The sequence below is a fragment of the Hydrogenophaga intermedia genome, from assembly GCF_000723405.1.
Lineage (GTDB): Bacteria > Pseudomonadota > Gammaproteobacteria > Burkholderiales > Burkholderiaceae_C > Hydrogenophaga > Hydrogenophaga intermedia.
In genome coordinates this window covers 1-20,834 of record NZ_CCAE010000070.1, presented here as the reverse complement: position 1 = coordinate 20,834, position 20,834 = coordinate 1, and the positions used below count along the sequence as shown (strand labels likewise).

The 20,834-nt window shown below is 65.8% G+C and carries 20 protein-coding genes and 1 pseudogene; all 21 read right to left on the bottom strand.

From position 1 onward, the window contains the following. A pseudogene (locus BN948_RS23305) lies at window positions 1-256 on the bottom strand (cell envelope integrity protein TolA); the annotation flags it as partial. A gap of 4 nt (window positions 257-260) precedes the next feature. Continuing rightward, on the bottom strand, window positions 261-698 hold the full coding sequence (locus BN948_RS23300) for an ExbD/TolR family protein (RefSeq protein ID WP_009520084.1): 438 nt from the start codon (window positions 696-698) through the stop codon (window positions 261-263). 12 nt (window positions 699-710) lie between these two features. After that, window positions 711-1,418 carry a protein TolQ gene (gene tolQ / locus BN948_RS23295; RefSeq protein ID WP_009520085.1) on the bottom strand — a complete coding sequence of 236 codons (708 nt, stop codon included), beginning with the start codon at window positions 1,416-1,418 and terminating at the stop codon, window positions 711-713. 53 nt (window positions 1,419-1,471) lie between these two features. Then, window positions 1,472-1,882, bottom strand: coding sequence for a tol-pal system-associated acyl-CoA thioesterase (gene ybgC / locus BN948_RS23290; protein ID WP_035624208.1), 411 nt, complete (start codon window positions 1,880-1,882; stop codon window positions 1,472-1,474). A 14-nt stretch (window positions 1,883-1,896) separates the two neighbouring features. Beyond that, window positions 1,897-3,114, bottom strand: coding sequence for a pyridoxal phosphate-dependent aminotransferase (locus tag BN948_RS23285; RefSeq protein ID WP_009520087.1), 1,218 nt, complete (start codon window positions 3,112-3,114; stop codon window positions 1,897-1,899). Further along, window positions 3,111-3,608 carry a transcription antitermination factor NusB gene (gene nusB / locus BN948_RS23280; protein ID WP_009520088.1) on the bottom strand — a complete coding sequence of 166 codons (498 nt, stop codon included), beginning with the start codon at window positions 3,606-3,608 and terminating at the stop codon, window positions 3,111-3,113. The genes BN948_RS23285 and nusB overlap by 4 nt, the downstream gene beginning before the upstream one ends. A gap of 4 nt (window positions 3,609-3,612) precedes the next feature. Then, complete coding sequence (gene ribH / locus BN948_RS23275; protein WP_009520089.1) at window positions 3,613-4,077, bottom strand: 6,7-dimethyl-8-ribityllumazine synthase; 465 nt, start codon at window positions 4,075-4,077, stop codon at window positions 3,613-3,615. Window positions 4,078-4,111: 34 nt separating this feature from the next. After that, window positions 4,112-5,242 (bottom strand): bifunctional 3,4-dihydroxy-2-butanone-4-phosphate synthase/GTP cyclohydrolase II, encoded by a 1,131-nt coding sequence (gene ribBA / locus BN948_RS23270; protein ID WP_009520090.1) that lies wholly within the window; start codon window positions 5,240-5,242, stop codon window positions 4,112-4,114. After that, window positions 5,239-5,886 carry a riboflavin synthase gene (locus BN948_RS23265; RefSeq protein WP_009520091.1) on the bottom strand — a complete coding sequence of 216 codons (648 nt, stop codon included), beginning with the start codon at window positions 5,884-5,886 and terminating at the stop codon, window positions 5,239-5,241. Before BN948_RS23265 ends, ribBA begins: the two co-directional genes overlap by 4 nt. A gap of 69 nt (window positions 5,887-5,955) precedes the next feature. Beyond that, window positions 5,956-6,420 carry a type IV pilin protein gene (locus BN948_RS23260; RefSeq protein WP_009520092.1) on the bottom strand — a complete coding sequence of 155 codons (465 nt, stop codon included), beginning with the start codon at window positions 6,418-6,420 and terminating at the stop codon, window positions 5,956-5,958. Beyond that, a complete protein-coding gene (locus tag BN948_RS23255; protein ID WP_009520093.1) occupies window positions 6,417-10,307 on the bottom strand; it encodes a pilus assembly protein in 3,891 nt (1,296 codons plus the stop codon). Before BN948_RS23255 ends, BN948_RS23260 begins: the two co-directional genes overlap by 4 nt. Continuing rightward, on the bottom strand, window positions 10,304-10,876 hold the full coding sequence (locus tag BN948_RS23250; protein ID WP_009520094.1) for a pilus assembly PilX family protein: 573 nt from the start codon (window positions 10,874-10,876) through the stop codon (window positions 10,304-10,306). Before BN948_RS23250 ends, BN948_RS23255 begins: the two co-directional genes overlap by 4 nt. Continuing rightward, the gene (locus BN948_RS23245) at window positions 10,873-11,850 is read right to left on the bottom strand and encodes a PilW family protein (protein WP_035624186.1); all 978 of its coding nucleotides are present in this window, start codon (window positions 11,848-11,850) and stop codon (window positions 10,873-10,875) included. Before BN948_RS23245 ends, BN948_RS23250 begins: the two co-directional genes overlap by 4 nt. Next, window positions 11,847-12,416, bottom strand: a complete 570-nt coding sequence (pilV, locus tag BN948_RS23240) for a type IV pilus modification protein PilV (RefSeq protein WP_009520096.1) — start codon at window positions 12,414-12,416, stop codon at window positions 11,847-11,849. The genes BN948_RS23245 and pilV (BN948_RS23240) overlap by 4 nt, the downstream gene beginning before the upstream one ends. Beyond that, window positions 12,397-12,939, bottom strand: coding sequence for a GspH/FimT family pseudopilin (locus tag BN948_RS25910; protein ID WP_009520097.1), 543 nt, complete (start codon window positions 12,937-12,939; stop codon window positions 12,397-12,399). Before BN948_RS25910 ends, pilV (BN948_RS23240) begins: the two co-directional genes overlap by 20 nt. A gap of 129 nt (window positions 12,940-13,068) precedes the next feature. Beyond that, window positions 13,069-14,208 (bottom strand): bifunctional diaminohydroxyphosphoribosylaminopyrimidine deaminase/5-amino-6-(5-phosphoribosylamino)uracil reductase RibD, encoded by a 1,140-nt coding sequence (gene ribD / locus BN948_RS23230; RefSeq protein ID WP_035624182.1) that lies wholly within the window; start codon window positions 14,206-14,208, stop codon window positions 13,069-13,071. Further along, window positions 14,209-14,679 carry a type IV pilin protein gene (locus BN948_RS23225; protein ID WP_009520099.1) on the bottom strand — a complete coding sequence of 157 codons (471 nt, stop codon included), beginning with the start codon at window positions 14,677-14,679 and terminating at the stop codon, window positions 14,209-14,211. A 5-nt stretch (window positions 14,680-14,684) separates the two neighbouring features. Beyond that, window positions 14,685-18,422: a pilus assembly protein gene (locus BN948_RS23220; protein ID WP_009520100.1), complete on the bottom strand. Its 3,738-nt coding sequence runs from the start codon at window positions 18,420-18,422 to the stop codon at window positions 14,685-14,687. Window positions 18,423-18,442: 20 nt separating this feature from the next. Next, window positions 18,443-19,150 carry a pilus assembly PilX family protein gene (locus tag BN948_RS25905; RefSeq protein ID WP_009520101.1) on the bottom strand — a complete coding sequence of 236 codons (708 nt, stop codon included), beginning with the start codon at window positions 19,148-19,150 and terminating at the stop codon, window positions 18,443-18,445. 10 nt (window positions 19,151-19,160) lie between these two features. After that, a complete protein-coding gene (locus tag BN948_RS23210; protein WP_009520102.1) occupies window positions 19,161-20,219 on the bottom strand; it encodes a PilW family protein in 1,059 nt (352 codons plus the stop codon). Continuing rightward, a partial coding sequence (gene pilV, locus BN948_RS23205; protein ID WP_081922038.1) for a type IV pilus modification protein PilV occupies window positions 20,216-20,834 on the bottom strand: 619 nt, incomplete at its 5' end. The genes pilV (BN948_RS23205) and BN948_RS23210, both read right to left, overlap by 4 nt.

Sequence of the window (20,834 nt, the reverse complement as noted above, 5' to 3'; positions counted from 1 at the left end):
CTGGCGCCGCGGGGGTGGGCGGTGGTGGCGGCGCGGTGGCGCGCGGCGCGGCCTGCTGGGGCAGGCGCGACCAGAGTTCGGCCTCCACGGCCGGCGTGTCGGCGTCGCGGCGCCAGCTCACGCCCCAGGTGAGCGCGAGGATGAGCAGGGCGTGTACGCCCACGGCCTTGCCCAGGGCGCCGCCCCAGCGGCCTGGCGGCGGCGGGGCGAGGTCGAGGTGGTCGGCGGTGGAGCGCATCGGGGTCGGTTCGGGCACGGGTTCAGCGGGTGGTCTGCACCGACAGGCCCACGCGCTGCACGCCGGCCTTCTGCAGCTCGTTCATGGTGCGGACCACGGCGTCGTATTGCACGGTCTTGTCGGCGCTGATGATCACGGGCACGCCGGCCTGATCGGCCCCCGTGCCCTGCAGTTCGAGCACGCGGGCGGCCAGAAGGTTCAGCGGAACCAGCGCGCCTTCACCGCTGGCGCTGCCTTCGCGCACGCGCAATTGCTCGGATTTGTCGATGACGACCTGCACGAAGCGGTCGGGCTGGCGCTGGGCCTGGCCCACGGTGGGCAGGGCGATCTGGCTGGGCGTGATGAGCGGGGCGGTGACCATGAAGATGATCAGCAGCACCAGCATGACGTCGATGAACGGGACCATGTTGATCTCGTTCATCGTGCGGCGGCCCCGGCCGCGGGCGGCGAGCTTGGCCATGTGTTCAGTGCCTCAGAAGGTGGACGCGGTGGCGGGCTGCGGATGGTGCGAACCGAGGTTGCGCTGCAGGATGTTGGAGAACTCTTCCATGAAGGTCTCCAGGCCGTTCGCCACGCGGTCGATGTCGTGCGCGAAACGGTTGTAGCCCACCACGGCGGGTATGGCGGCGAAGAGCCCGATGGCCGTGGCCACCAGGGCTTCGGCGATGCCGGGCGCCACCGTGGCCAGCGTGACCTGCGCCAGCGAGGCCAGGCCGGTGAAGGCGTGCATGATGCCCCAGACCGTGCCGAACAGGCCCACGTACGGGGCGACGGAGGCGACGGTGCCGAGGAAGGAGAGGTTGGACTCCATCATGTCGAGCTCGCGCTGGAAGCTGGCGCGCATGGCGCGGCGCGCGCCGTCGAGCAGGGCACCGCTGTCGGTGATGCGGCGCTCGCGCAGCTTGTTGAATTCGCGCATGCCGCTGGCGAAGATGCGTTCCATGGGGCCGGCGCTGCGCGCGTTCTGCGCGGCGGCGGCGTAGAGCTCGTTCAGGTTGGTGCCCGACCAGAACTCACGTTCGAAGGCCTCGTTGCGCGAGCGCACGCGCTTGAGCGTGCCCATCTTGCGGAAGATGGCGGCCCAGCTGATGAGCGACATCAGCACGAGCAGCAGCACGACGGCCTGGACCACCCAGGTCGCGTGGAGCATGAGCTGGACGATGGAGAGTTCTGGGGTCATGGTGCAGGGATCGGAACGGATGGAAAAGGTTTCGGTCTGTCACCGGGCGCGGCTCAGCCCAGGCCCAGGGCCTGGCGCAGGGAAGGCGGCATGCGCCGGGGTGTCAGGGTACTGCCGTCCACCCAGCCAATGCGGATGGTGCCTTCGCACAGCAAGTCCCCCGCCGGGGAGTCCCGGCGTGCCGACTGCGCGATTGTGAGCGAGGCGCGACCCGCTTCCGTCACCTGCGCGGTAACCAGAAGCAAATCATCCAGGCGGGCGGGGCGCAGGTAGCGCACGTCGGTGGCGCTCACCACGAACATGGCGCCTTCGGCATCGCGCAGGCGCTGCTGCTCCACGCCGAGGGCGCGCAGCCATTCGGTGCGGGCGCGCTCGAAGAACTTGAGGTAGTTGGCGTAGAAGACGATGCCGCCGGCGTCGGTGTCTTCCCAGTAGACGCGCACGCGCCACTCGAAGGGTGTCATGAGCGAGTGGTCGCTCACCAGGCGGCCTCCAGGCGGGCCACGGCTTCCTGCAGTTGCTCCATGGCGTTGGCTGTGGAGAAGCGCAGGTAGCGCCCGGGTTCGGCCTGGGCGAAGTCGCGCCCGGGCGTGGCGGCGAGCTGGCAGCGGCGCATGAGTTCGAAGGCCAGGGGCCAGCTGCCGCCGGCCTCGGGCTCGCTCGCCTCGGGTGGGATGCCCCAGCGCTGGCACAGGGCGCGCACGTCGGCCCAGGCGTAGAAGGCGCCGTCGGGCATGACGGGCACCGTGAGGCCCAGGCGGTTGAGTTGCGGGATGAAGTAGTCGCGCCGGGCCTTGAAGGCGGCGCGGCGGCGCTCGTACTCGGCCAGGCTGTCGGGCTCGAAGCAGGCGAGGGCGGCGTGCTGCGAGATGGCGCTGGGGCAGATGAAGAGGTTCTGCGCCAGGCGCTCCACCGCGGGCACCAGGGCCGGCGGCAGCACCAGCCAGCCCAGGCGCCAGCCCGTCATGTTGAAGTACTTGCTGAAGCTGTTGACGCTGATGACCGTGCCGCCCAGGCCATCGGGCAGGGTGAGCGCGGTCTGGCCGTAGGCGGCGTCGTGGCTCAGGCCAAGGTAGATCTCGTCGATCAGCGTGATGCCGTCACGCTCGCGCACGGTGGTGGCGATGCGTTGGAGCTCGTCGCGTGCGATGGAGGTGCCCGTGGGGTTGGACGGCGAGGCCAGCAGCACGCCGCGCGTGCGTTCGCCCCAGTGCGCACGCACCTGCTCGGCGCTGAGCTGGAAGCGCTGGTCGGGCCCGCAAGGGATCATGCGGGCTTCGCCCTCGGCCGCCTGCACGAACTGGCGGTTGCAGGGGTAGCTCGGGTCGGGCATGAGGATTTCATCGCCCGCGTCGATGAGGGCCAGGCAGGCCAACTGCAGTGCGGCCGAGGCGCCGGCCGTGACGACGATGCGCGCCGGATCGACCGTGGCGCCGAAGTGCGTGCCGTACCAGCCGGCGATGGCCTCGCGCAGCGCCGGCAGACCCAGGGCCTGGGTGTACTGGCTGCGACCGTCGCGGATGGCGCGCTCGGCGGCCTGCTGCACCAGCGGCGGGGCGGTGAAGTCGGGCTCGCCGATGTTGAGGTAGATCATCGGCCGCTGGCCGGCGCTCTCGGTGGCGAGGCGGGTGGCGGCCTTGGCCAGCTCCATCACGTAGAAGGGCTCGATGCGCTCGGCCCGGCGCGACACCCTCATCGGCGGGCACCGCCGGCGCGCGGCGAGGCGGCCACTTCGGCGGGGCGCAACTGTTCGGCCAGCGGGTGCAGCACGCCGTTGACGAATTTGTGGCCGTCGGTGCCGCCGAAGGACTTGGCGAGTTCGATGCACTCGTTGAGAACCACGCGCCAGGGCACGTCCAGGCACTGGCGGAACTCGAAAGTGCCGATCCATAGCACCCCGTGCTCGATGGGGGAGAGCTCGGCCAGCGGGCGGTCCAGGCGCGGGGCGATCAGCGCGTCGAGTTCAGCGGCCTGCTCGATGCAGCCACGCACGAGGGCGTCGAAGTGCAGGCTGTCGCACTTGTGGAAGCCCGAGAGGTCGCGGGTGAAGGCGTCGATGTCGTCGACCGGGTTGCGGCCGACGAGGTGCTGGTAGAGCGCTTGCAGGGCGAATTCGCGCGCTCGGGTACGGGCCGATTTGTCGGCGGCCTTGCGCGGTTTGTTGGCGGAGGAATCGGGGGAAGTGCTCATGGAATCAGCCAATGCGGTCCAGCACCAGGGCCATTTCCACGGCCACGCGCGCGGCGTCGCGGCCCTTGTCGATCTGGCGTGCGAGGGCCTGGGCCTCGTTCTCGGTGGTGAGGATGGCGTTGGCCACGGGGATCTGATGGTCCAGGGCGACGCGGGTGACGCCGGCGCCGGACTCGTTGGCGACCAATTCGAAGTGGTAGGTCTCGCCGCGGATGATGCAGCCCAGCGCGATCAGGGCGTCGTACTCGTCGAGCTCGGCCATGGCCTGCAGGGCCACGGGCACTTCCAGGGCGCCGGGCACCTTGACGTGGGCGATGTTCTTCTCCTGCACGCCGAGGGCGAGCAGTTCGGCCTGGCAGGCGCTGAACAGGGTGTCGGTGATGGCTTCGTTGAAGCGCGCCTGCACGATACCGATGTGCAGGCGTTTGCCGTCGAGCAGGTCGGCCGTGCCTTTGTCTGCGCCAAACATGGGGGGCGTCCGTTTCCGTGGGGTGTTGTGTGGGTCAGTTGGGGTGGCCGATGAAGCCGGTGATTTCGAGGCCGTAGCCCTGCATGCTAGGCATGCGGCGCGGCGTGCCCATGAGTTCCATGCGGGTGACGCCGCACTCGCGCAGGATCTGCGCGCCCACGCCGTAGGTGCGCAGGTCCATGCGGCCGCGCTCGGGCGCCTGGGCGGAGCGCGCGGTGCCGTCGAACTGGGCCAGCAACTGGTCGGCGGATTCGCCGCAGTTGAGCAGCACGGCCACGCCGCGCCCGGCCTTGGCCAGGTGGCGCAGGCTGGATTCCAGGCTCCAGCTGTGCATGGCGCGGCCGACCTCCAGCGCGTCGAGCACCGACAGGGGCTCGTGCACGCGCACGGGCACGGATTCGTCGGCCTGCCACTGACCCATCACCAGGGCCATGTGCACGGCGCCGCTGGGCTGGTCGCGGAAGGCGTGGGCTGTGAAGTCGCCGAAGGCCGTCTTGAGGGGGCGGCTGCCCACCCGCTGAACCAGGCATTCGGTGCGGCTGCGGTACTCGATGAGATCGGCGATGGTGCCGATCTTGATGCCGTGCTCGGCCGCGAACTGCTGCAGGTCGGGCAGGCGGGCCATGGTGCCGTCGTCCTTCATCACCTCGCAGATGACGGCGGCGGGCGAGCAGCCGGCCATGGCGGCAAGGTCGCAGCCGGCTTCGGTGTGGCCGGCGCGCATGAGCACGCCGCCTTCGACCGCCTGCAACGGGAAGATGTGGCCGGGCTGCACCAGATCGCTGGCCTTGGCGTTGGGCGCCACGGCGGCCTGCACAGTGCGTGCGCGGTCGGCGGCGGAGATGCCGGTTGTCACGCCCTCGGCGGCTTCGATGGAGGCGGTGAAGGCCGTGCCCATCTTGGTGCCGTTGCGCGGCACCATGGGCGGCAGGTTCAGGCGCTCGCAGCGCTCCTTGGTGAGGGTGAGGCAGATCAGGCCGCGGCCGAAGCGGGCCATGAAGTTGATGGCTTCGGCCGTGACGTGGTCGGCCGCGAGCACGAGGTCGCCCTCGTTCTCGCGGTCTTCCTCGTCCACGAGGATGACCATGCGGCCGGCGCGCATGTCGGCGACGATGGCTTCGACGGGGGAGATGGCCACGGGGGCCAGGGTTTCCGGGGCGTTCATGGCGTGGCCTCCTTGGCCGGATGCGGGCCCGTGCCGAGCATGCGCTCGACGTAGCGGGCCACGGTGTCGATCTCGAGGTTCACGGTGCTGCCGGCGACGAGGTCGCCGAGGGTGGTGTGCTGCACCGTGTGGGGAATGAGGTTGATGCTGAACTCGCAGCCGTCGGGGCGGTCGGCGACGTGGTTGACGGTGAGGCTCACGCCGTTGATGGTGATGGATCCCTTGTAGGCGAGGTACTTGCCGAGTTCGGGCGGTGCCAGCACGGCGAGTTCGTGGCTTTCGCCGACGGGGGCGAAGCGCAGGACCTTGCCTGTGCCGTCCACGTGTCCGGACACGATGTGGCCGCCCAGGCGGTCGTGGGCGCGCAGGGCTTTTTCGAGGTTCAGGCGGGCGCCGACGGCGTCGAGCCCGGCGGTGCGGGCCAGCGATTCGGCGGAGATGTCGATGGTGAAGCGATTTCGAGAGGCGTCGAGGGTGGTGACTGTCATGCAGGCGCCGTTGAGCGCGACGCTGTCGCCCAGGCCGACGTCGGCCAGATACCCGGCCGGGGCCTCGATGGTGAGGCGCCGCCCGTGCTGCAAAGAACCGCCCAGCGCATGGGAGTCGGCGATGCGCCCCACGCCGGTGATGATGCCGGTGAACATCCGGGTATTTTCGCAGGGTTTGGCGGGGTGGCCGTCGCGGGGGTGTCGCCCGCCCCGCAGAGCGCGGGGTCAGCCGCCGCGGAAACAGTCCGCGAGCACCGCGGTCGTGGCGGCGTCGTGCAGCGCTCGCGCCCCGGTGTGAGCGAGATCAAGGTCGCCGCAGCGGTCGTCGGCCATGGCGCCCGTGCGCACGGCGCGCAGCGTGTAGCTGTGCGCCAGGGTGGCGGTGGTCACGGCCTTGCCGTCCTCGATAAGGGTGATCGTATAGGCCGCGGCGCCTTCGCGAGGACTCCGGCTCAGGGGCGATGGCAGGGCCGCGTCCACGTGGGTGTCCATGCTGCTGTAGCGGCGGCGCAGAAACTGGCTGGCCTCTTCGAGGGCGCGTTGGGCGTCGGCGCGTCGCCCTTTGCGCACGTGCTCCGCGTAGCTCGGGTAGGCGACGCTGGCGAGGATGGCGATGATGGCGCAGGTGATCATCAGTTCGATCAGGGTGAAGCCCGATCGGCGCCGACGGCGAGCGTGCAACCGCCTCATTGCGGCACCTGCGACAGTTGATACTGCTGGCGGCTCCAGAGCCGGCCCTTGCTGCATTTCAACTCGATGTCGAACTTGCCCTCCTGGATGCCATAGACCGTGAGCTTCGTGTCCTTGCAAGCGGGCGGGGTCTCTGGCTTGTTCTGGTCGATCTGGGAGCCGCCCTGGGTGCCCAGATTGAGCCGGTAGACCGACTCCTTGGCTGTTGCATTGGCCGAGGGGCTGGCAAGGTGGTAGGACAAGCCTCTCGAATAGCCTCCCGAGAGCACCTGCACCATGGCGACAGGTTCAAGCTTGCCGTCGCCGTCAATGTCGAAGGCGGGCTTCCCCTGCCCATCGAGCGCGTTGAGCACGTAGTTCTGGGTGGGCGGCGCGCTGTCTGCTGCACAAGACTCGGTCGAATGCTGAGCCCGGTCGATGGCGACGACAGGAATACTCACGCTGGTGCTGATGTTGACGATTTGATCGATGACGCGCTCGCCAGGCGCAGCTTTGCCCAGTGCAAGCGTCCAGCCCCGGTGGTGCGTCCAGTTGATCGCCCGCCGCGTGACGCTGAAGTAGTTCTTCTGCCCATCGGGTGTGACCTGGGATTCCACAGCTTGTTCAAGCAGTTGCGAGGGCAGAATGGGCTCGAAGCCCAATCCGTCCGAGGACTTGTCCCGTGGAGTGGGGTCCCAGATGCCGTAGACGCTGTCGGGGTCGTTGCCCGCGGCGAGGTCGCTGTCGTCGAGCAGCATGCCCGTGCCGACGATCACGATGTAGCCGCCGCGCGGATGGGCTTGCCACGACGGTCCCCCGTAGACGGGTCGGCGGTGTTTCGTGACGAACAAGGGTTTGCCGTACGCCACGCGCCATTGCGCGGGGTCGCCTCGCAGATCGAAGCGCCACACTTGCCCGTTGGCATCGCCAGCGTAGGCGGCCACGATGCGTTGGTGTTGGTCCCTCACCAAACTGACGGCGCCCATGCCTCGGCCGGCGCTGTAGTCGTCAGGCAACGGGAGCCTGCGCAGTACCGCGCCACTGGCGGCGTCCAGCACCAGCAAGCCATGGTTTTTCCCATCCGCCACCCCGTTGTGGTGGCCGGTCGTCGTGACCATTACCCAAGCGCCGCTGTCGGTCTGACCGCTGCGGACAGGCGTGGTCATGTGTCCCAGCGTGAACATCTCCGTGTTGACGAGCTCAGGTCCGGTTTCCCAGAGAAAGTCATTCGCAGCCGGTGTACGTGACTGAGGGCCATTGAGCGGAATGTTCAAGCCGTAGATGAGCCGTTCGCCACGCCCGCCGGTGCCCACGGCGATCTGTCTCCAGACGCCTTCGTGGTAGACGTCATGCAAGGTGATGGGCCCGTCGAGCACGTAGCGAAACGGCGCGTCCGGATCGGCCTTGCCGATCAACCAGGCCATGCTGCGCCGAGGCATGAAGGCGCCGAGTTCCTTGCCATTGCTGGCGTCGAACAGGTGCACCAGGCCGGCGTTGGTGGCCGCCACCAAGGTGTCGGGCGCGTTGTCCACCCGTTCTCGGAAGGCAGCGTAGGTGTTTTTGCCGTCGACCTGGCCGTATAAGTCGTACCCCATGTAGCCGGCGGCATTGTCGGCAAGCAATGGAGGGCTGTTGACGATGGCGCCCAGGCCGGACAGGCGCAGTCTCAGGGGCTGGCCTTTGGCGTCCAGTACGGGATCAACGCCACGAAGGTAGTCGACGAACCGGCCGTCATCGGGCACGCGCTGGCCATGGTCGTCGCGTTTGAGGGCTTCACGTGTCGCGAGCGGTAGTGAATCAAGGGTGCCTTTGAACTCGAAGCCGGTGTTGTCGGGGCGGATGCTGTAGATCCGGCGATTGGCCGGTGCAGGCAACTGCTTGCTGGCCGACCAATAGGTTTTGTTGTCGGGTGCCTTGAGCGGCCGACCATCGGCGTCCATGGCGAGGGTTTGTGCGTGCCCCGTTTCGTCAATGACCGAAGCCTTGATGTCGCCCTCGCCGTCGGCGGTGCTGTATTCGACGTGGTACTTGAGTTGTCCCTGCAGCCCTGGCGACACCTCACCCGCACCCCCAACCGCCACACCCGCGTCTTTGCCCATGGCCGACAGGATGGCCGACACGATGTTGTTGATCACCGCCTTGATGTCATCGGCGCTTCGCACGCTGAAGCCCCGTCCACCGCCGGTGTATCCCGCGTGGATGAAATCATCAATGCGCCTGGAAGATATTCCCGAGTCGGTGTCGTGGGCGAGGTCTCCGCCGGGCCATGTGGGCTTCGCGCTGTTGTCGAAACCCTTGAACAGGTAGTCGAACCGGTACTGGTCGATCTGCTGGAAGGTGAGGCCGCCGGCCCCGTTGCTACCTGAAGGGCTGATGAGGTATCCCACCGTGTAGGTGGTCATGTTCTGCCAGAACACGGGTTGACCGGCGCGCGTAGCCACCTGATTGTTCAACTCGGGTCGCAGGTCCAGGTGCCAGTGGTACTTTGCTGTCAGGTCGGCGAGGCCTCTAGTGCCGGTGCTGGGAAACGGCGTGTACCACTTGCGCCTGGTGTCGATCCCCTTGGGCTCGTACTTGAGTTTTCCCGGCTCATTGTCGTCGCCAGTTGTCTGAGGGAAACGGCTGAACTCGGGTCCCGTGCTGTTGTCGTCATCCGTGGCGGCCTGCGTCTTTATCGCATCGTCGCTCGACCAGGCGCCATCTGAAAACAGCACGTGATAGGAGCGGCGGCAAGCCAGTTCGAGGTTGTCGGCGTCTGCGGGCAGAGCGGGATTGCTCGCCCAGGGATTCTCCTTGGCGCCAGCGGGCACACGCAGGTAGTTGGCTACCTGGTTCACGCTGTTGTGCAGCGGCGTGCCACCCATGGGAACGGTACCGTACAGCCAGTCGTAAAACTGCTGATTGGCCGTTGATCCCGGAGTCCAAAGTCGAACACCGCGCAGCACGCGTTCGCGTTTCACATCGGTGCCAGGCGACAAGGCGATGGCCACGTCCGGGAAATTGATGCGCATGTAGCCAATGCGCAAGGTGTTGTCCAGGCGCTTGTCGGTGAATGCCAAGCCCAAGGCTGTCTGTGTGGCTGCCATGCGGGTGAGGTAGTAGCGGTACCAGTTCATGATGTTGGTCCGCTCGGCGTCCGCCGTGCACTGCTCTTTGGTGCAACCTGGATCGGTTCGCTGGCTATCGGTTGGCAACGTTATTGCGCCGGTGGTTGTCCTGTCGATGGTCACCAGTCGGGCGCTCTTGCATCCTGCAAGGCCTGAGTGGGGCGCGCAAATCGCGTAGGTGAAGGGTTCGGCGGGTTCGTCCGACAGGGTCGGCTGGTCTTGGCGGTAGACGCGGTGATACGGGACGTAGTCGATGCCAGGATATTGAGGTTCCCACGGGTACGAGTAGGCCAATTGGTGTCCGGCGGGCGTCTGCGCCGTCACCTTTTCGAAACTGCTGTGTTTGATGATCAGCGGTGTCGATTCATCCAGCGTCTCGTTGACCGGAGCGAAGACGGCGTAGTTGAACTTGGCGCTGCTTTGGTTGGAAATGAATTCGATGCCATCAGTCGGCACCAGGTCTTTTCCTTGGGCGTCCACGCGAGGGCGATACGTGATGCGGGGGTTGTAATACAGCGAATTGAACTCTGCCGAACGCTGTGCCGCAAAGGCGTCCGTTCCCTTTCCTCCGTTGTTGTACATGGAGTAGCCGTCGGCATACGGAAACGCCATCGAGCCCGAGTTGTCCAGCGTGACCATGAGATTGGGCCGGGCACCCGAGGTGTTCACCAGCAGCGGCTGCTGCGAAGGTTGCGAGTGGCTTTCCATGGCGAGGGCGGCCAGGGCGGCCGTCAGAGCCAAGGCAACACGCATCGAGGATGCGCGTGCCGGGGGCGCTGGAGATCGGTGAGCGTCGATCATTGCATGCCTCCTTCCGAGGATTGGACTGGGACCTTGGGTGAGATCACCGACTGAAGCCAGACCTCGGATCCGCCTTCGAGCTGACCATTGGCATCGAAGCGCGCACCGGCTGACATGCCTTGAGCGGTGATGAGGTAGCGCTCGTCTTGCATCGGCTCAATCAGGCAATGGGCGTGCGGCAAGCGCGTCGTGTCGTTGCTGACTTCTTTGTTGGATGGCGTAAGCTGAATTCGGAAGCTGGACTTGTCCGTCCAGTTGTTCCGGTCACTCCAGAGCGCTGTCGGGTCATCAGGCCTCGTGAGTGCGGCGGTACCAAAGTGTTTCTGGAGTTCGCCATGGACTGCGCCGTCGTTGTCGACCACGTCGATCACGATGGCTTCGCATTCGCGGAGTGCCGACTGGGCAGAGAACTCGGCGGCCTGCCGAATCCTCGCGTTGGTGCTGATCTCCTGCAAACCAGCGCTTCGCCGTGCCGCGAGCAGGCCGGCGAAGGCCAGTACCACCAACATGATGAGAACGATCGGAAGCGCCACGCCATGGTGCCGACGTAAACCGAGGCCGTGTTTCATGGCGCCTCCAGACTGCGGTACGGATTGCTGACGACGGTGCCATCCGTCTCGAAAGGCATCGGCAGAACGGGGCGCAGGTTTGCCAGGTGCACTGTGGTGCGGTACGCACGGCGCAGGCGCCTGTCGTTGGCCGTTGCTGCGGTGCCGCTGCAATCGAGGTAGCGGGTGAGCTCGTCGACATCCACGCCGTCCTGTGGAGCAGGGTGCTGCGAGCGGACCACGACGCACAGCTCCACGGCGGCGACGCGGCTCCAGTTGCCCAACGGCGGGGCTAGGGACGCATGGCCAGCCGGCACGAGGGCCGTGACCTGATGAGGAGGTACCACCCCGTCCACGGGCACGTGCGTCACCGCATATCGCAGTTGCAATGACTCGACGTTGGGGACCAGGGCAGCCGTGTCGCTGAAGCCCGCGCCATTGCTGCCCCGGCAAAAAAGCGTGGGCACGTTGTCGTTGGTGGAGTCGTCCTGAACGTAGAAGCGGTTGTCGGCGATGAAGACGTCGCTGCCGCCCACAGGTTCGATGCTCTCGTTCACGCAGTTTGCCGGTCGCATCTCTTCATCGCTGTTCTCCACGACCGGACTGTTGAGCAGCGTGGCGTGGTACCGAATGGCCACGGCGTCGTTGCCCGCACCACCCGCGCAATCCAGCAAATCGAAAGCCGCTTTGCTGGTGGCGGCCGTGAAGCCCCCATCGCAGCCGCGGATCGCCAAGCCTTTGAAGATTCGGGTGCCATCAGCCCCCGTTTCGGCATAACCGCTCAGTCGCAAGTGGTGGACCAGGAGATCGAGGGCGATCGCACCGTCTTCGTTCATCTGAGCCTGCAGGATGGCGTGTCTCGTTCCGCTGGCTGTCTGCAGGTAGGTCAGGGTAACGGCCAGCACCACCACGAGTCCGATGACCATGGCCACCATCAGCTCGATCAGGCTCAGCCCGCGCGCGCGATGGAGCCGGCCATGTGGTTGCCGCTTCACAAGCTGCTCCGGAAGTGCAGGCAGGCCATGCCGGCGAGCGCATCCTCGTCCAGGTGCGCCGGGCAAGCGTCCTGGACGGCGGCTCGCAGATCGCCGTCATTGGCCGCGGCTTCCGGCCACAGGATCCAGACGTCGATCTCCCGCACGGCTGCACCCGCTCGCGTGATCACCACCGCCTGACCACCTGGCAGGGCGCCGCCGACGGCTGTCAGCCACTCACGCCGGGCCTCGCTGGCCATCTGCTCGGCGGCCGTCTTCGTGTCGGTTTCGTCGGCATTCAAGGCGAGTGCTTCAGGCGGTTTGTCCGATAGCCCGATGTCGTAGGCACCCAGGTCGAACCCGTAGAGATTGATGCGGGCCAGATCGACATACCGTTGCGTCAGCGCCTGTGCCGTCAGCCGGACCTGTGCCGACTTCTGGTGTGCAACGGCCGCGCTGCTCAACCGCGCCATCGCCAGTAGCCCGATGCACAAAAGAAGGATGGCGATGAGCACCTCGATGAGGGATGAGCCATGGGCGTATGGCCGGGCAGCCAGGCGCAGGCGGTCAGTTGATGGTCTGTACACGGGTGCGTCCCATGGCGTTGATGACGACGGACGCGACAGTCTTCGCCGAGTCCTTGGGGCGAATGCCCACCGAGGTTTTCCCGCTTTCCAAGGTGCCGTTGGCCCTGAAGGTCAGCCTGGCCTGGCTGGTCTTGTCGGGCATGGAGGCCATGCCCGATTGGTTTGGGCGTTCCGCGATCAGCGGTTCACCCACATCGAGCGCCGAATCACCATTCAGGTCGGAGAACACCACCCAGCCTGTTGACCAGTCATTTCCTGCGCTGCAATTGCCGTCAGCTGCCCTGGCACACATCACCACTGCGCGGGATGTTCGGGTGGCGGTGGAGCGGGCCAGGCGGATGTCGGCGACCAGACTCTCGATGGTGGCGTCGACGCGCCAGCGCTGCATCAAGGATGCGAACGAGGGAATCCCGACCGCCAGCAAGACGGCCAGAACCGACATCGTCACCAGCAGTTCGATGAGCGTGAGACCGCTGACACGGCGGGGGTGGTTGCCGTGAAGACCGGGCGTGAGGCTGCGCATGGCGCGCGATGGTCCTGCCGCCGTGGAGCACTGCATCCCATCGGCCGATGGGATGCACAGCCAAAGGGACGCGGAACTAAGTTCTACTCAGTCCGCAGTACGTGGACTCAAGCGGTAGGCCGGCGACGATCAGCGGTTCGTGAGAAATGCGTCGCGGCCATCGATCCTCGCGCGCAGTCGAAGGTCGGTGCCCAGTGCTTGGGTGTCCAGCCAGCGCAAGGGCGTGCCATCGGCGAGCCGCTCCAGCGGGCCGAAGGGCGCCATACCAGCCCCCTGCCCAAGCAGGCGGGGCGCCAAATACACCAGCAACTCGTCGACCCAGCCTTCGCGCAGCAGCGAAGCGTTGAGTTTGGCTCCGGCCTCGACATGCAACTCGTTCACTTCGCGGCGGCCCAGCTCGCGCATGGTTGCGCCGAGGTCGACCTTGCCGTTCGCGCCGGGCATGAGGATGGTGTCGGCGCCGCGCTGTCGCAGCTTGTCTGCCTGAGGGCTGCCCGCTTCGGCGTGAAAGAACCAGAGGCGGCGCGGCAGGCCTCCGTAGGGCGGTTCGAAGAGCCGCGCGGTGGGCGGGGTATCCAGGCGACTGTCGATGACAGCCAGGTGCGGTTGCCGCGCCAGGCCAGGCAGGCGTGCATCGAGGCGGGGGTCGTCTTCCAATACGGTGCCCGCTCCCGTCAGAACGGCGCAGGCCCGCGCGCGCCACAGGTGCCCGTCTTCGCGGGCGGCTTCGCCCGTGATCCACTGGCTCTGCCCGTTGGGCAAGGCGGTAATGCCATCAAGCGAAGCGGCGATCTTCATGCGGACCCAAGGCGTGCCGCGGATCATTCGGCTGAAGAAGCCGATGTTGAGTTCGCGGCTGCGGATGGCGGCGGGGTGATCGGTGGGAAGGAGATCGACCTGGATGCCTGCAGCGCGCAGGCGCTCGAGGCCCTGGCCAGCGACGCGGGGATTGGGGTCTGTGGTTGCCACGACGACGCGGGCCACCCGGGCGGCGATCAGGGCGTCGCAGCAGGGTGGGGTGCGGCCATGATGCGAGCAGGGTTCGAGGGTGACGTGGGCGGTTGCGCCGATCAGGCTCTCGCCACGCGACTGGGCATCGCGCAAGGCTATGACCTCCGCGTGCGGGCCACCGACTTGCTGGGTATGACCGCGGGCGATCACTCGCCCGTTGGGGGTGGTGATGACGCAGCCGACTCGGGGGTTGGGGTTGGAGAGACGGAGAGCTTGCTCGGCCAGCGCCAGCGCTGCGACTGGAAAGTCAGCATCCACCTAGCGGTTCCAGCAGTCGAGCGTCAGCTGGGCCCGGTTTCCGAGGACGCCACCTGCGCCGCGAATGCCTTGCTGGTTGAGCAGCAGGGTGCCGCACGGGTCGCCAGCCTGCCCTCCGGCCGGGACGGCCTGTAGCTGGTAAGTGCCTTGGCCCAGCGTGCCCGCGACAAAGCTGATGTTGTAGCGCGCACCGCCACCTGGAGGCACGCTTGCGAAGCCCGTGGCCGCGATGAATGCCGCATCGATCGCGCCGCCAGCCTGATTCTGGTCGTATCGACCCGATAGCGCGTAGTTCTGCTCCATCCGCTGCGCCACCGCCATCAGTGCGTTCTTGGCGTCGGCCCGGTGGCCGCGCTGGATGTATGCGGAGTAGCTGGGGTATGCGATCGCGGCGAGCACGGCCACCACGACCACCACGATCATGACTTCGATCAGGGTGAAGCCGGTCTGGGAATGACTTGGGGATTTCATGGTTGTCACTTGGTGATCAGCTCACGCCAAGAGTAGCGGCCGCGTGGCGCGACGGTGGGGTTGAAGTAGCCGCCGCCACCAGGCTCCTTGCAATCTGCCTGGTTGCATACGACGCGCTGCTTGTTTTCGGGGTCGGTGTAGGTGTTGCTGACCTTGATCACGCCATCCGATTCCACCGAAACCCCGCCCACGACTTGGTCACCGTAGATCAGGTTGCCGATTCCACCGGTGCAGATGTCGGCGGCCATGATAAAACCAGTATTTCCGGGTGTGCAGAGGTCGCCGGTGGGTTGTGTCGAGGGGAACTCTACGGCTCCGGTGTCCGGAGGAAGCACGGAGTTGCCTAATACGCGTTCGCCTGCCGGCAGGACGATCTTCCAACCGCGCTTGGTCGCCAGATTGGGTGCGTCCCAGATGCGACCCACCTTGCCACCCTCCAGAGCAACGAGAGTGAACTCAGTGATCACTCCCAGATCCGTCGCGGGCACTGTGAGTGTCGACGATGGCGACTGGTCGACCACGTTGTAGTAGCTGTTCACTGAAGTGCGGTCAAAGTAGTCGTCCTGCTCGTTGAGCTTGCCTGTACCGAACATGACGCTCCAGCCGTTGCCGCTACAAGCCGGAATCACGGAGGGCGCCGTCGTGATGGGCTCTCCGGCCGCGTGGACCACCCCGAGGTAGCGCCAGGCGGCGCCAGCGTCGCCGTGGCGGGCCAGCACGAAGTTGACGCCGGACTCCTTGGAGAACTGGAACTTATGCATGTTGCCCAGAAGGTCTCCCGCATAGACCGTGTCGATCAGGCCATCGCGGTCGACGTCGACCGGCGTGGGCGCCGAGAGGCCCGAGCGCGGTGCTGCAGCATTGGCCGGCGTATGGGCGGTGAGCTTGGTCGACACCGCCCCAGTGTTGGCGTTGAGCATGAACAGTACGGCCTTGCCATCATTCGAGCCGTAACCGTTGCCCACGATCACGCGCCACACGCCGGTGCTCACGCTGGCGTCAGCCACCTTGGCGATCTGGCGGTAGGCGCCGTTGGAACTGATGGAGGGTTCGTTGAAGGTATAGCCGAGGTCGCTGTCTTGCGCCGAGGTGAACTCCCACATCGGCAAGGAACTCGCCAGCGTGGCCTCAGTGCTGGTCGCGAAATTGCTTTGGCTACTGATATTGAGCGCGTAATAGCCCCGCCCACCAGCACCTAGGCCGCCCACGAGCATCGTCCCCCAACTGGGGGCGGCTGGCGTGGAGGCGGTGAGCTCGAAATCACCCACCATGGGGGATCCATCGACCAGGTAGCGGTGCTGGAAGTTGAACGCGGACAAGTTGTTGAGGCCTGGTAGCACGCTGCCCGGTATGTAGCCAAAGAGTTCCTTGCCGTTGGTGCCGGAGAACGCGTGCAGCATGCCGTCGTTGGCACCCGCATAAACAACCGCTGGGCGACTGCGGCTAGCGGTGCGGTAGGCTGCGTGACCGGGGAAGTTGGGGCCGAGGAATGCGGGACCCGCACCGGCCAGGTAGGCGATGCCAGAGTTCACGACGTCGCCGAGCAGGTTGTGAGGGCGGTTGCGGAATAGGACGCCTTCGTTGGAGCGATCACCGCGAAGGAAGGAAACGCGTTGTTCTCCGTAGGTGTCGGCATTGAGCACGTCTTTCTGAGCGGTAACCAGGCTGTCCCAGAGGAACGGCATGGATGCGAAGCTTGAATCGGTGCGCAGCGAGGTGAAGATCTTGCGGGTGCCGGGCGTGAGCTTGTCGGCCGCGGGCACCACGGTGGAGGCGCGATTGAGCCAGTTGGAGGCGTCCCAGCGGGGTGAGTTTTCGCACGCTTCCTTGTTTTGCGAGGGCCGGCAGGAGCGCACACTACCTGTCCATTCACGGGGGTTGTAGCTGCCGTAGATGGTCTCACTGTCGCTGGTCTGCCGATTGGAGGAGACTGCTGCGCTGGAGGCCGCACCCACCAAGGCGTCCTGGTTGATCTTGCTGAAAGCTGCCGAAAGGCCGGCCTTCAACTGCGTGGGCGTACTGCCTGCAAACCAGGAGTCGGGAATACCGTCGGTGTTCTTATCCCAGGGTAGATCGTTCGTGGGCAGGGCGCGCTCGTTGGGGTTGTTTCCCTCCGCCAGCGACTTGTCGAAGCCGCCGTACTTGGTGGCCAGCCAGTATTGGGTCTTAAGCTGGCTCGCCGCAAGCACGCTGCTTTGGCCGTTGGTGTTCTCCAGCACGTCGACCCAGTAGGTGGCCATGGTCTGCGTGCCATCGAGGTCGCCACGGATGTCATTGGTGTGGGCCCAATGGGCAAAGCCAGCGATGTATTGCGTGCCGCCGCTGGACCCGCCGGTCCAGGAGGAGCTGCCTTCCAGTCCGGTTAGCGTGCTCCAAAGGGTATTGGCGTTGAGGCTGTCGGGGTCGGTAGGGCCGCCCGTGCGTCCCGGCAAGTTGCCGTCCTCATGGGTGTAGATGTCACCGATGCCGAGCAGGAAGTTGCGCTGGCAGGTGTTGATCATGGGATCGCGCGCGCCGCCACGTTGGTGGGCAGCGCCGGTGATGACCGGAAAGCCATCCTTGCGCGAGGCGTCGGTCAAGTCGTTGGTGTATTCGTTGGGCAGCGCATAGCCCCGCATATAGCGCAGCGCCGCGTAGTACAGCTCGCTCACCGGGTCGTTGCTCTTGTAGCCCGCAGCATAGCCGAACTTGTTGAGGTAGTTCATGAGCCCCGAGTTGCTCACGCCACTGGCCGTGGCGTCTATGGGGTCCGGATTGGCCAGGATTGCGCCGGTGGTGGTGTTCCATTCGACGTTGGGGTTGTCCTGCACGCCCGTGCTGGTGGCAGCCAAGGGGCCTACGCTTTTCATGGCGGAGCGCAGCACGCCGCCATTGCGGGTGTTGCCGTCTTGCTTGAGGTAGCCAAAGGCCGCGAAGCGCAAGGAAGACGAATACTCTTGGATCAGGCCCTCGGGTTTTGCGACGCCGGAATATTTGGCTTGGCAGTTGGCTTCCCGTACGTTACCTGTGACGCCTTGGGCTGCCGACGGGACGCAGGCCGCCACGCGGATGTTGAAACACGAGCCCGAACCCGAGGAAGTGGGAAATGGCGTGGTGCCCGCGCAGCTGGCCGCGCGCAGCGCGTGCGTGCCCAGGTCGCTGAAGTTGTTGCTGGTGGAGACGATGAACTTGGAGCCGTAGCCGCCGGAGCGCACATAGCGCGCGGTGCTGCTGCGCAGGGCGGTTGGGATGGGGTCGGTGGTGCGAATGCGCTTGATTGGGTTGTAGCTGTTGCGGTCGCTAAACGAGCGGATGAGCACCGTCCGGGTGGTGGTGTCACCCGCGTGCGAGGCATTCATCGGCGAAAAGTTGTCGCGCGTGCCGCCTGTCATGACCGAACGGAACTGGTCCAGGTTGGTCATCGTGAGCCAGTTGAGCAGGTTGCCGCTCCACTCGGTGTCCTCGCAAGCCCCTGCGGCGGTAATGGCCGAACCCGGCTCGAAAACCTCGTTTGTCGTGTTGTAGGCGTAGCACTTACGGTTGTCGAAATAGCCCTCGTACTTGACGTCGTTGCCACCGTAGTTGGTACTGCCATACGACACCTGCAAGCCGGTCGGAAATTCCACCGACAGCGCCAGCATCACGTTGCCGGGCACTGCGCTGGTGGAGGGCGGTTGCTGGCTGGGTGTGAAGGCCAGGGCGCTGGCGGTCGCCAGGCCGGCTGCGAAGCCGGCAAAGATCCGAAGTTGGCGCGAGGGTTTCATCGTGTGCTCCCGGAGCAGGATCAAAGCGGTGAAAACACCGACTGGAGGGTGATCGAAGTGGGGCGGTTAGCGTCGACGTTGCTGCGCCCGAAGCCGACCGCTGTGATGCGGAAGAAAAGCTTGTTTGAGGGCGGCGTGATGCCCAGGTCATCGGCACGGAACATTTCGATCATGTAGCGGGGCGGGTTGACGCCCGGGGCGTTGAAGGGAGCATCGGTGAACGTGCCGTAGGCGACGGTGGGCACCGCTTCGTTGATCGTGCCCCCGCAGCTACGCGCTACGCCGTCGACCCAATCGGCGCCACTCCACACCGGACCGTTGCAGGCGATTGAGGACCGGGCGTTGTAGACGCCCTGTAGTTCCAGATCCTGATTCAGGCCGCCGTCCTCGAGCGCGATGTCGTCGATCGCAGGATTGGACGCGCTCCAGAAGTTGCCCGCGTCGGCCGCACTGACGGGGCGAGTGCCCGCCGGGCGCACGTTGGTGCAATCGCTTAGCGCGGCTGCACAGAAGCTTACGCCGTCGAAGTGCAGGCCCAGAATGTCACGCTCCGCATCGCGCAGCGCCATTTCGGCGAACTCGCGTGCCATGTTCATGTCGCGGTCGTTGGCAGCCATGCGTTGCTCGAACAGCGAGCCGCGCATGGCCATGACGCCCAGCACGGACAGCACGATCAGGAAGATCAGACTGGTAACGAGGACGAAACCTCGAGAGCGTTTGCGGTTCATTGGGCCAGGCTCACAAGGGGGAGGCGTAGACGGCATTTCGTACCGACACCAGCGACACAAAACGCTTCCACAATCGCGCGTCACCCGCAGCTCGCGCTACGTTGGCGTTGAAGGTGCCATTGGCGTCGCGAGTGCAGGTTGGGCGCGTGGTCTGTAGGGTCACCGTGCCTTGCGCTGCAGGGCCCGCGCTCTGAGGCGTGGCTGCCACCATGCAGATCTCAACTGCAGTTACGCCGGACCAGCCCTGGTCGCTGGCAGTCACCTGACTGGCGCTGAGATAACGCGCCTGGCCGCCGCCGGCGGCGGTGTGCGATGCCGCCGTACCTGGTGCCGACATTTGATAGCGCAGAACGAACTCTTCAACGCCCTCGGCGATGGGTTGCGCGCCGGCCGCTCCGGAGCCTTCGCACTGGAGCTGCGAAATGGCGCCTGCGGCGGGCGCAGGGGCGGAGAAACGGTTGATCACCATGGCCACGCCGGCTGGTGGGGTGCGCTGCAGACAGTCTAGTCCGCTGCCTGTCGCAGCATCGGCCGGGATAAGACTGTTGCTCTGGTTTGCGGGGGTGTTGGGCACAGCTTGGTAAGCGAGCTGCAGTGTGTGGCGGGTGGCGCTGGCGGCACCGCAGGCCATGGCAGCGGGTGGGGCGGTGGTGACGATCGCGTTGGGGGAAGTCGTCATTGCCCCGTCACAGCCGAAGACTGGCCGCAGGCCGGCAAAGAACTGACTGATCGGAGCCGGAATGGGCGTGGCCGAAGGGACGCGCACATACATGTTGGCGCGCACCGGGTTGCCAGGTGTGAACACTGAGACTGCCTGGGTTCGGTTCAGGGCGTCCAGGTCGAAGATGTCGACGTAGCCCGCCATGTTGAGGTTGAACTTGAGCATGCGCAGCGCCGCGCGCGCTGGCTCATTGAGCATCGCCTGGTCTTCGCGCTGACGCGTCGTCTGCGTGGTGTTGAGGTAGACGACGCCGATGGCGGCCAAGATGACCAAGCCGATGATGAGGCTGACGAGCAGCTCGATCAAAGTCATGCCGCGCTGGCGGGCGAGGGAAGTTCTTGGCTTCATGGGCTCACCCACAGGTTGAGGCAGCGGATACCTGGTGGCGGATCATCGCCAGGGCAGGTTTCGTCCACCACTTCATCGGCGTCGGCTCCTGCGGCGTTGTCCGTCACCAACTCGGCTTTTTCGCGCCACATCACGACCACCAGGCGGGCGTTGGGTTGGACAGTGGCACCGTCAGCCACACGGAAGATCGAGCCGCGACCGCCGGGCAGTTCACGTTCCAGCGTCTGGCGCCATTCGCGCAAGTCGCGCTGGGCAGCCTGCGCCGGTGTGCAGGCTGCTTGGGCGGCTAGGCCGCAGGAGGGGTCGTCTGGCAGCGTGTTGGCGTCCTCATACTCGTCTTCGGCCAAGTAGGCGGTCTCTGGTGCTGCCAGCGCGGCCGCCAGATTGGAACTCAGCAGGTTGCTGTTGTTGACGCGAATCTTCTCGATGAGGAAATCGGCATGCTGCAGCGCCTGGGTGCGCAGTGTGGAGGTTTGCTGGTACCGAACTGAAGCGAGTTGCAGGCCGGCCACGCCCAACAGGCCGATGGCCACAACTAACGTAAGCGTTCCGGGAACCCATCTTTTGTTTTGCCGGTGAATCTGCGAATCTCGTGCCTCGGCAATCAACGAACGA

What these genes read in the sequence shown, in the direction of transcription:
- BN948_RS25910 (WP_009520097.1), bottom strand. Translation starts at nt 12,939, where the DNA reads ATGCGCAGCCTCACGCCCGGTCTTCACGGCAACCACCCCCGCCGTGTC.
- ribH (WP_009520089.1), bottom strand. Translation starts at nt 4,077, where the DNA reads ATGTTTGGCGCAGACAAAGGCACGGCCGACCTGCTCGACGGCAAACGC.
- tolQ (WP_009520085.1), bottom strand. Translation starts at nt 1,418, where the DNA reads ATGACCCCAGAACTCTCCATCGTCCAGCTCATGCTCCACGCGACCTGG.
- BN948_RS23255 (WP_009520093.1), bottom strand. Translation starts at nt 10,307, where the DNA reads ATGATCGACGCTCACCGATCTCCAGCGCCCCCGGCACGCGCATCCTCG.
- BN948_RS23250 (WP_009520094.1), bottom strand. Translation starts at nt 10,876, where the DNA reads ATGAAACACGGCCTCGGTTTACGTCGGCACCATGGCGTGGCGCTTCCG.
- BN948_RS23220 (WP_009520100.1), bottom strand. Translation starts at nt 18,422, where the DNA reads ATGAAACCCTCGCGCCAACTTCGGATCTTTGCCGGCTTCGCAGCCGGC.
- BN948_RS23285 (WP_009520087.1), bottom strand. Translation starts at nt 3,114, where the DNA reads ATGAGGGTGTCGCGCCGGGCCGAGCGCATCGAGCCCTTCTACGTGATG.
- ybgC (WP_035624208.1), bottom strand. Translation starts at nt 1,882, where the DNA reads ATGACACCCTTCGAGTGGCGCGTGCGCGTCTACTGGGAAGACACCGAC.
- BN948_RS23265 (WP_009520091.1), bottom strand. Translation starts at nt 5,886, where the DNA reads ATGTTCACCGGCATCATCACCGGCGTGGGGCGCATCGCCGACTCCCAT.
- BN948_RS23210 (WP_009520102.1), bottom strand. Translation starts at nt 20,219, where the DNA reads ATGAAGCCAAGAACTTCCCTCGCCCGCCAGCGCGGCATGACTTTGATC.
- ribBA (WP_009520090.1), bottom strand. Translation starts at nt 5,242, where the DNA reads ATGAACGCCCCGGAAACCCTGGCCCCCGTGGCCATCTCCCCCGTCGAA.
- BN948_RS23260 (WP_009520092.1), bottom strand. Translation starts at nt 6,420, where the DNA reads ATGAGGCGGTTGCACGCTCGCCGTCGGCGCCGATCGGGCTTCACCCTG.
- BN948_RS23225 (WP_009520099.1), bottom strand. Translation starts at nt 14,679, where the DNA reads ATGAAATCCCCAAGTCATTCCCAGACCGGCTTCACCCTGATCGAAGTC.
- BN948_RS25905 (WP_009520101.1), bottom strand. Translation starts at nt 19,150, where the DNA reads ATGAACCGCAAACGCTCTCGAGGTTTCGTCCTCGTTACCAGTCTGATC.
- nusB (WP_009520088.1), bottom strand. Translation starts at nt 3,608, where the DNA reads ATGAGCACTTCCCCCGATTCCTCCGCCAACAAACCGCGCAAGGCCGCC.
- BN948_RS23300 (WP_009520084.1), bottom strand. Translation starts at nt 698, where the DNA reads ATGGCCAAGCTCGCCGCCCGCGGCCGGGGCCGCCGCACGATGAACGAG.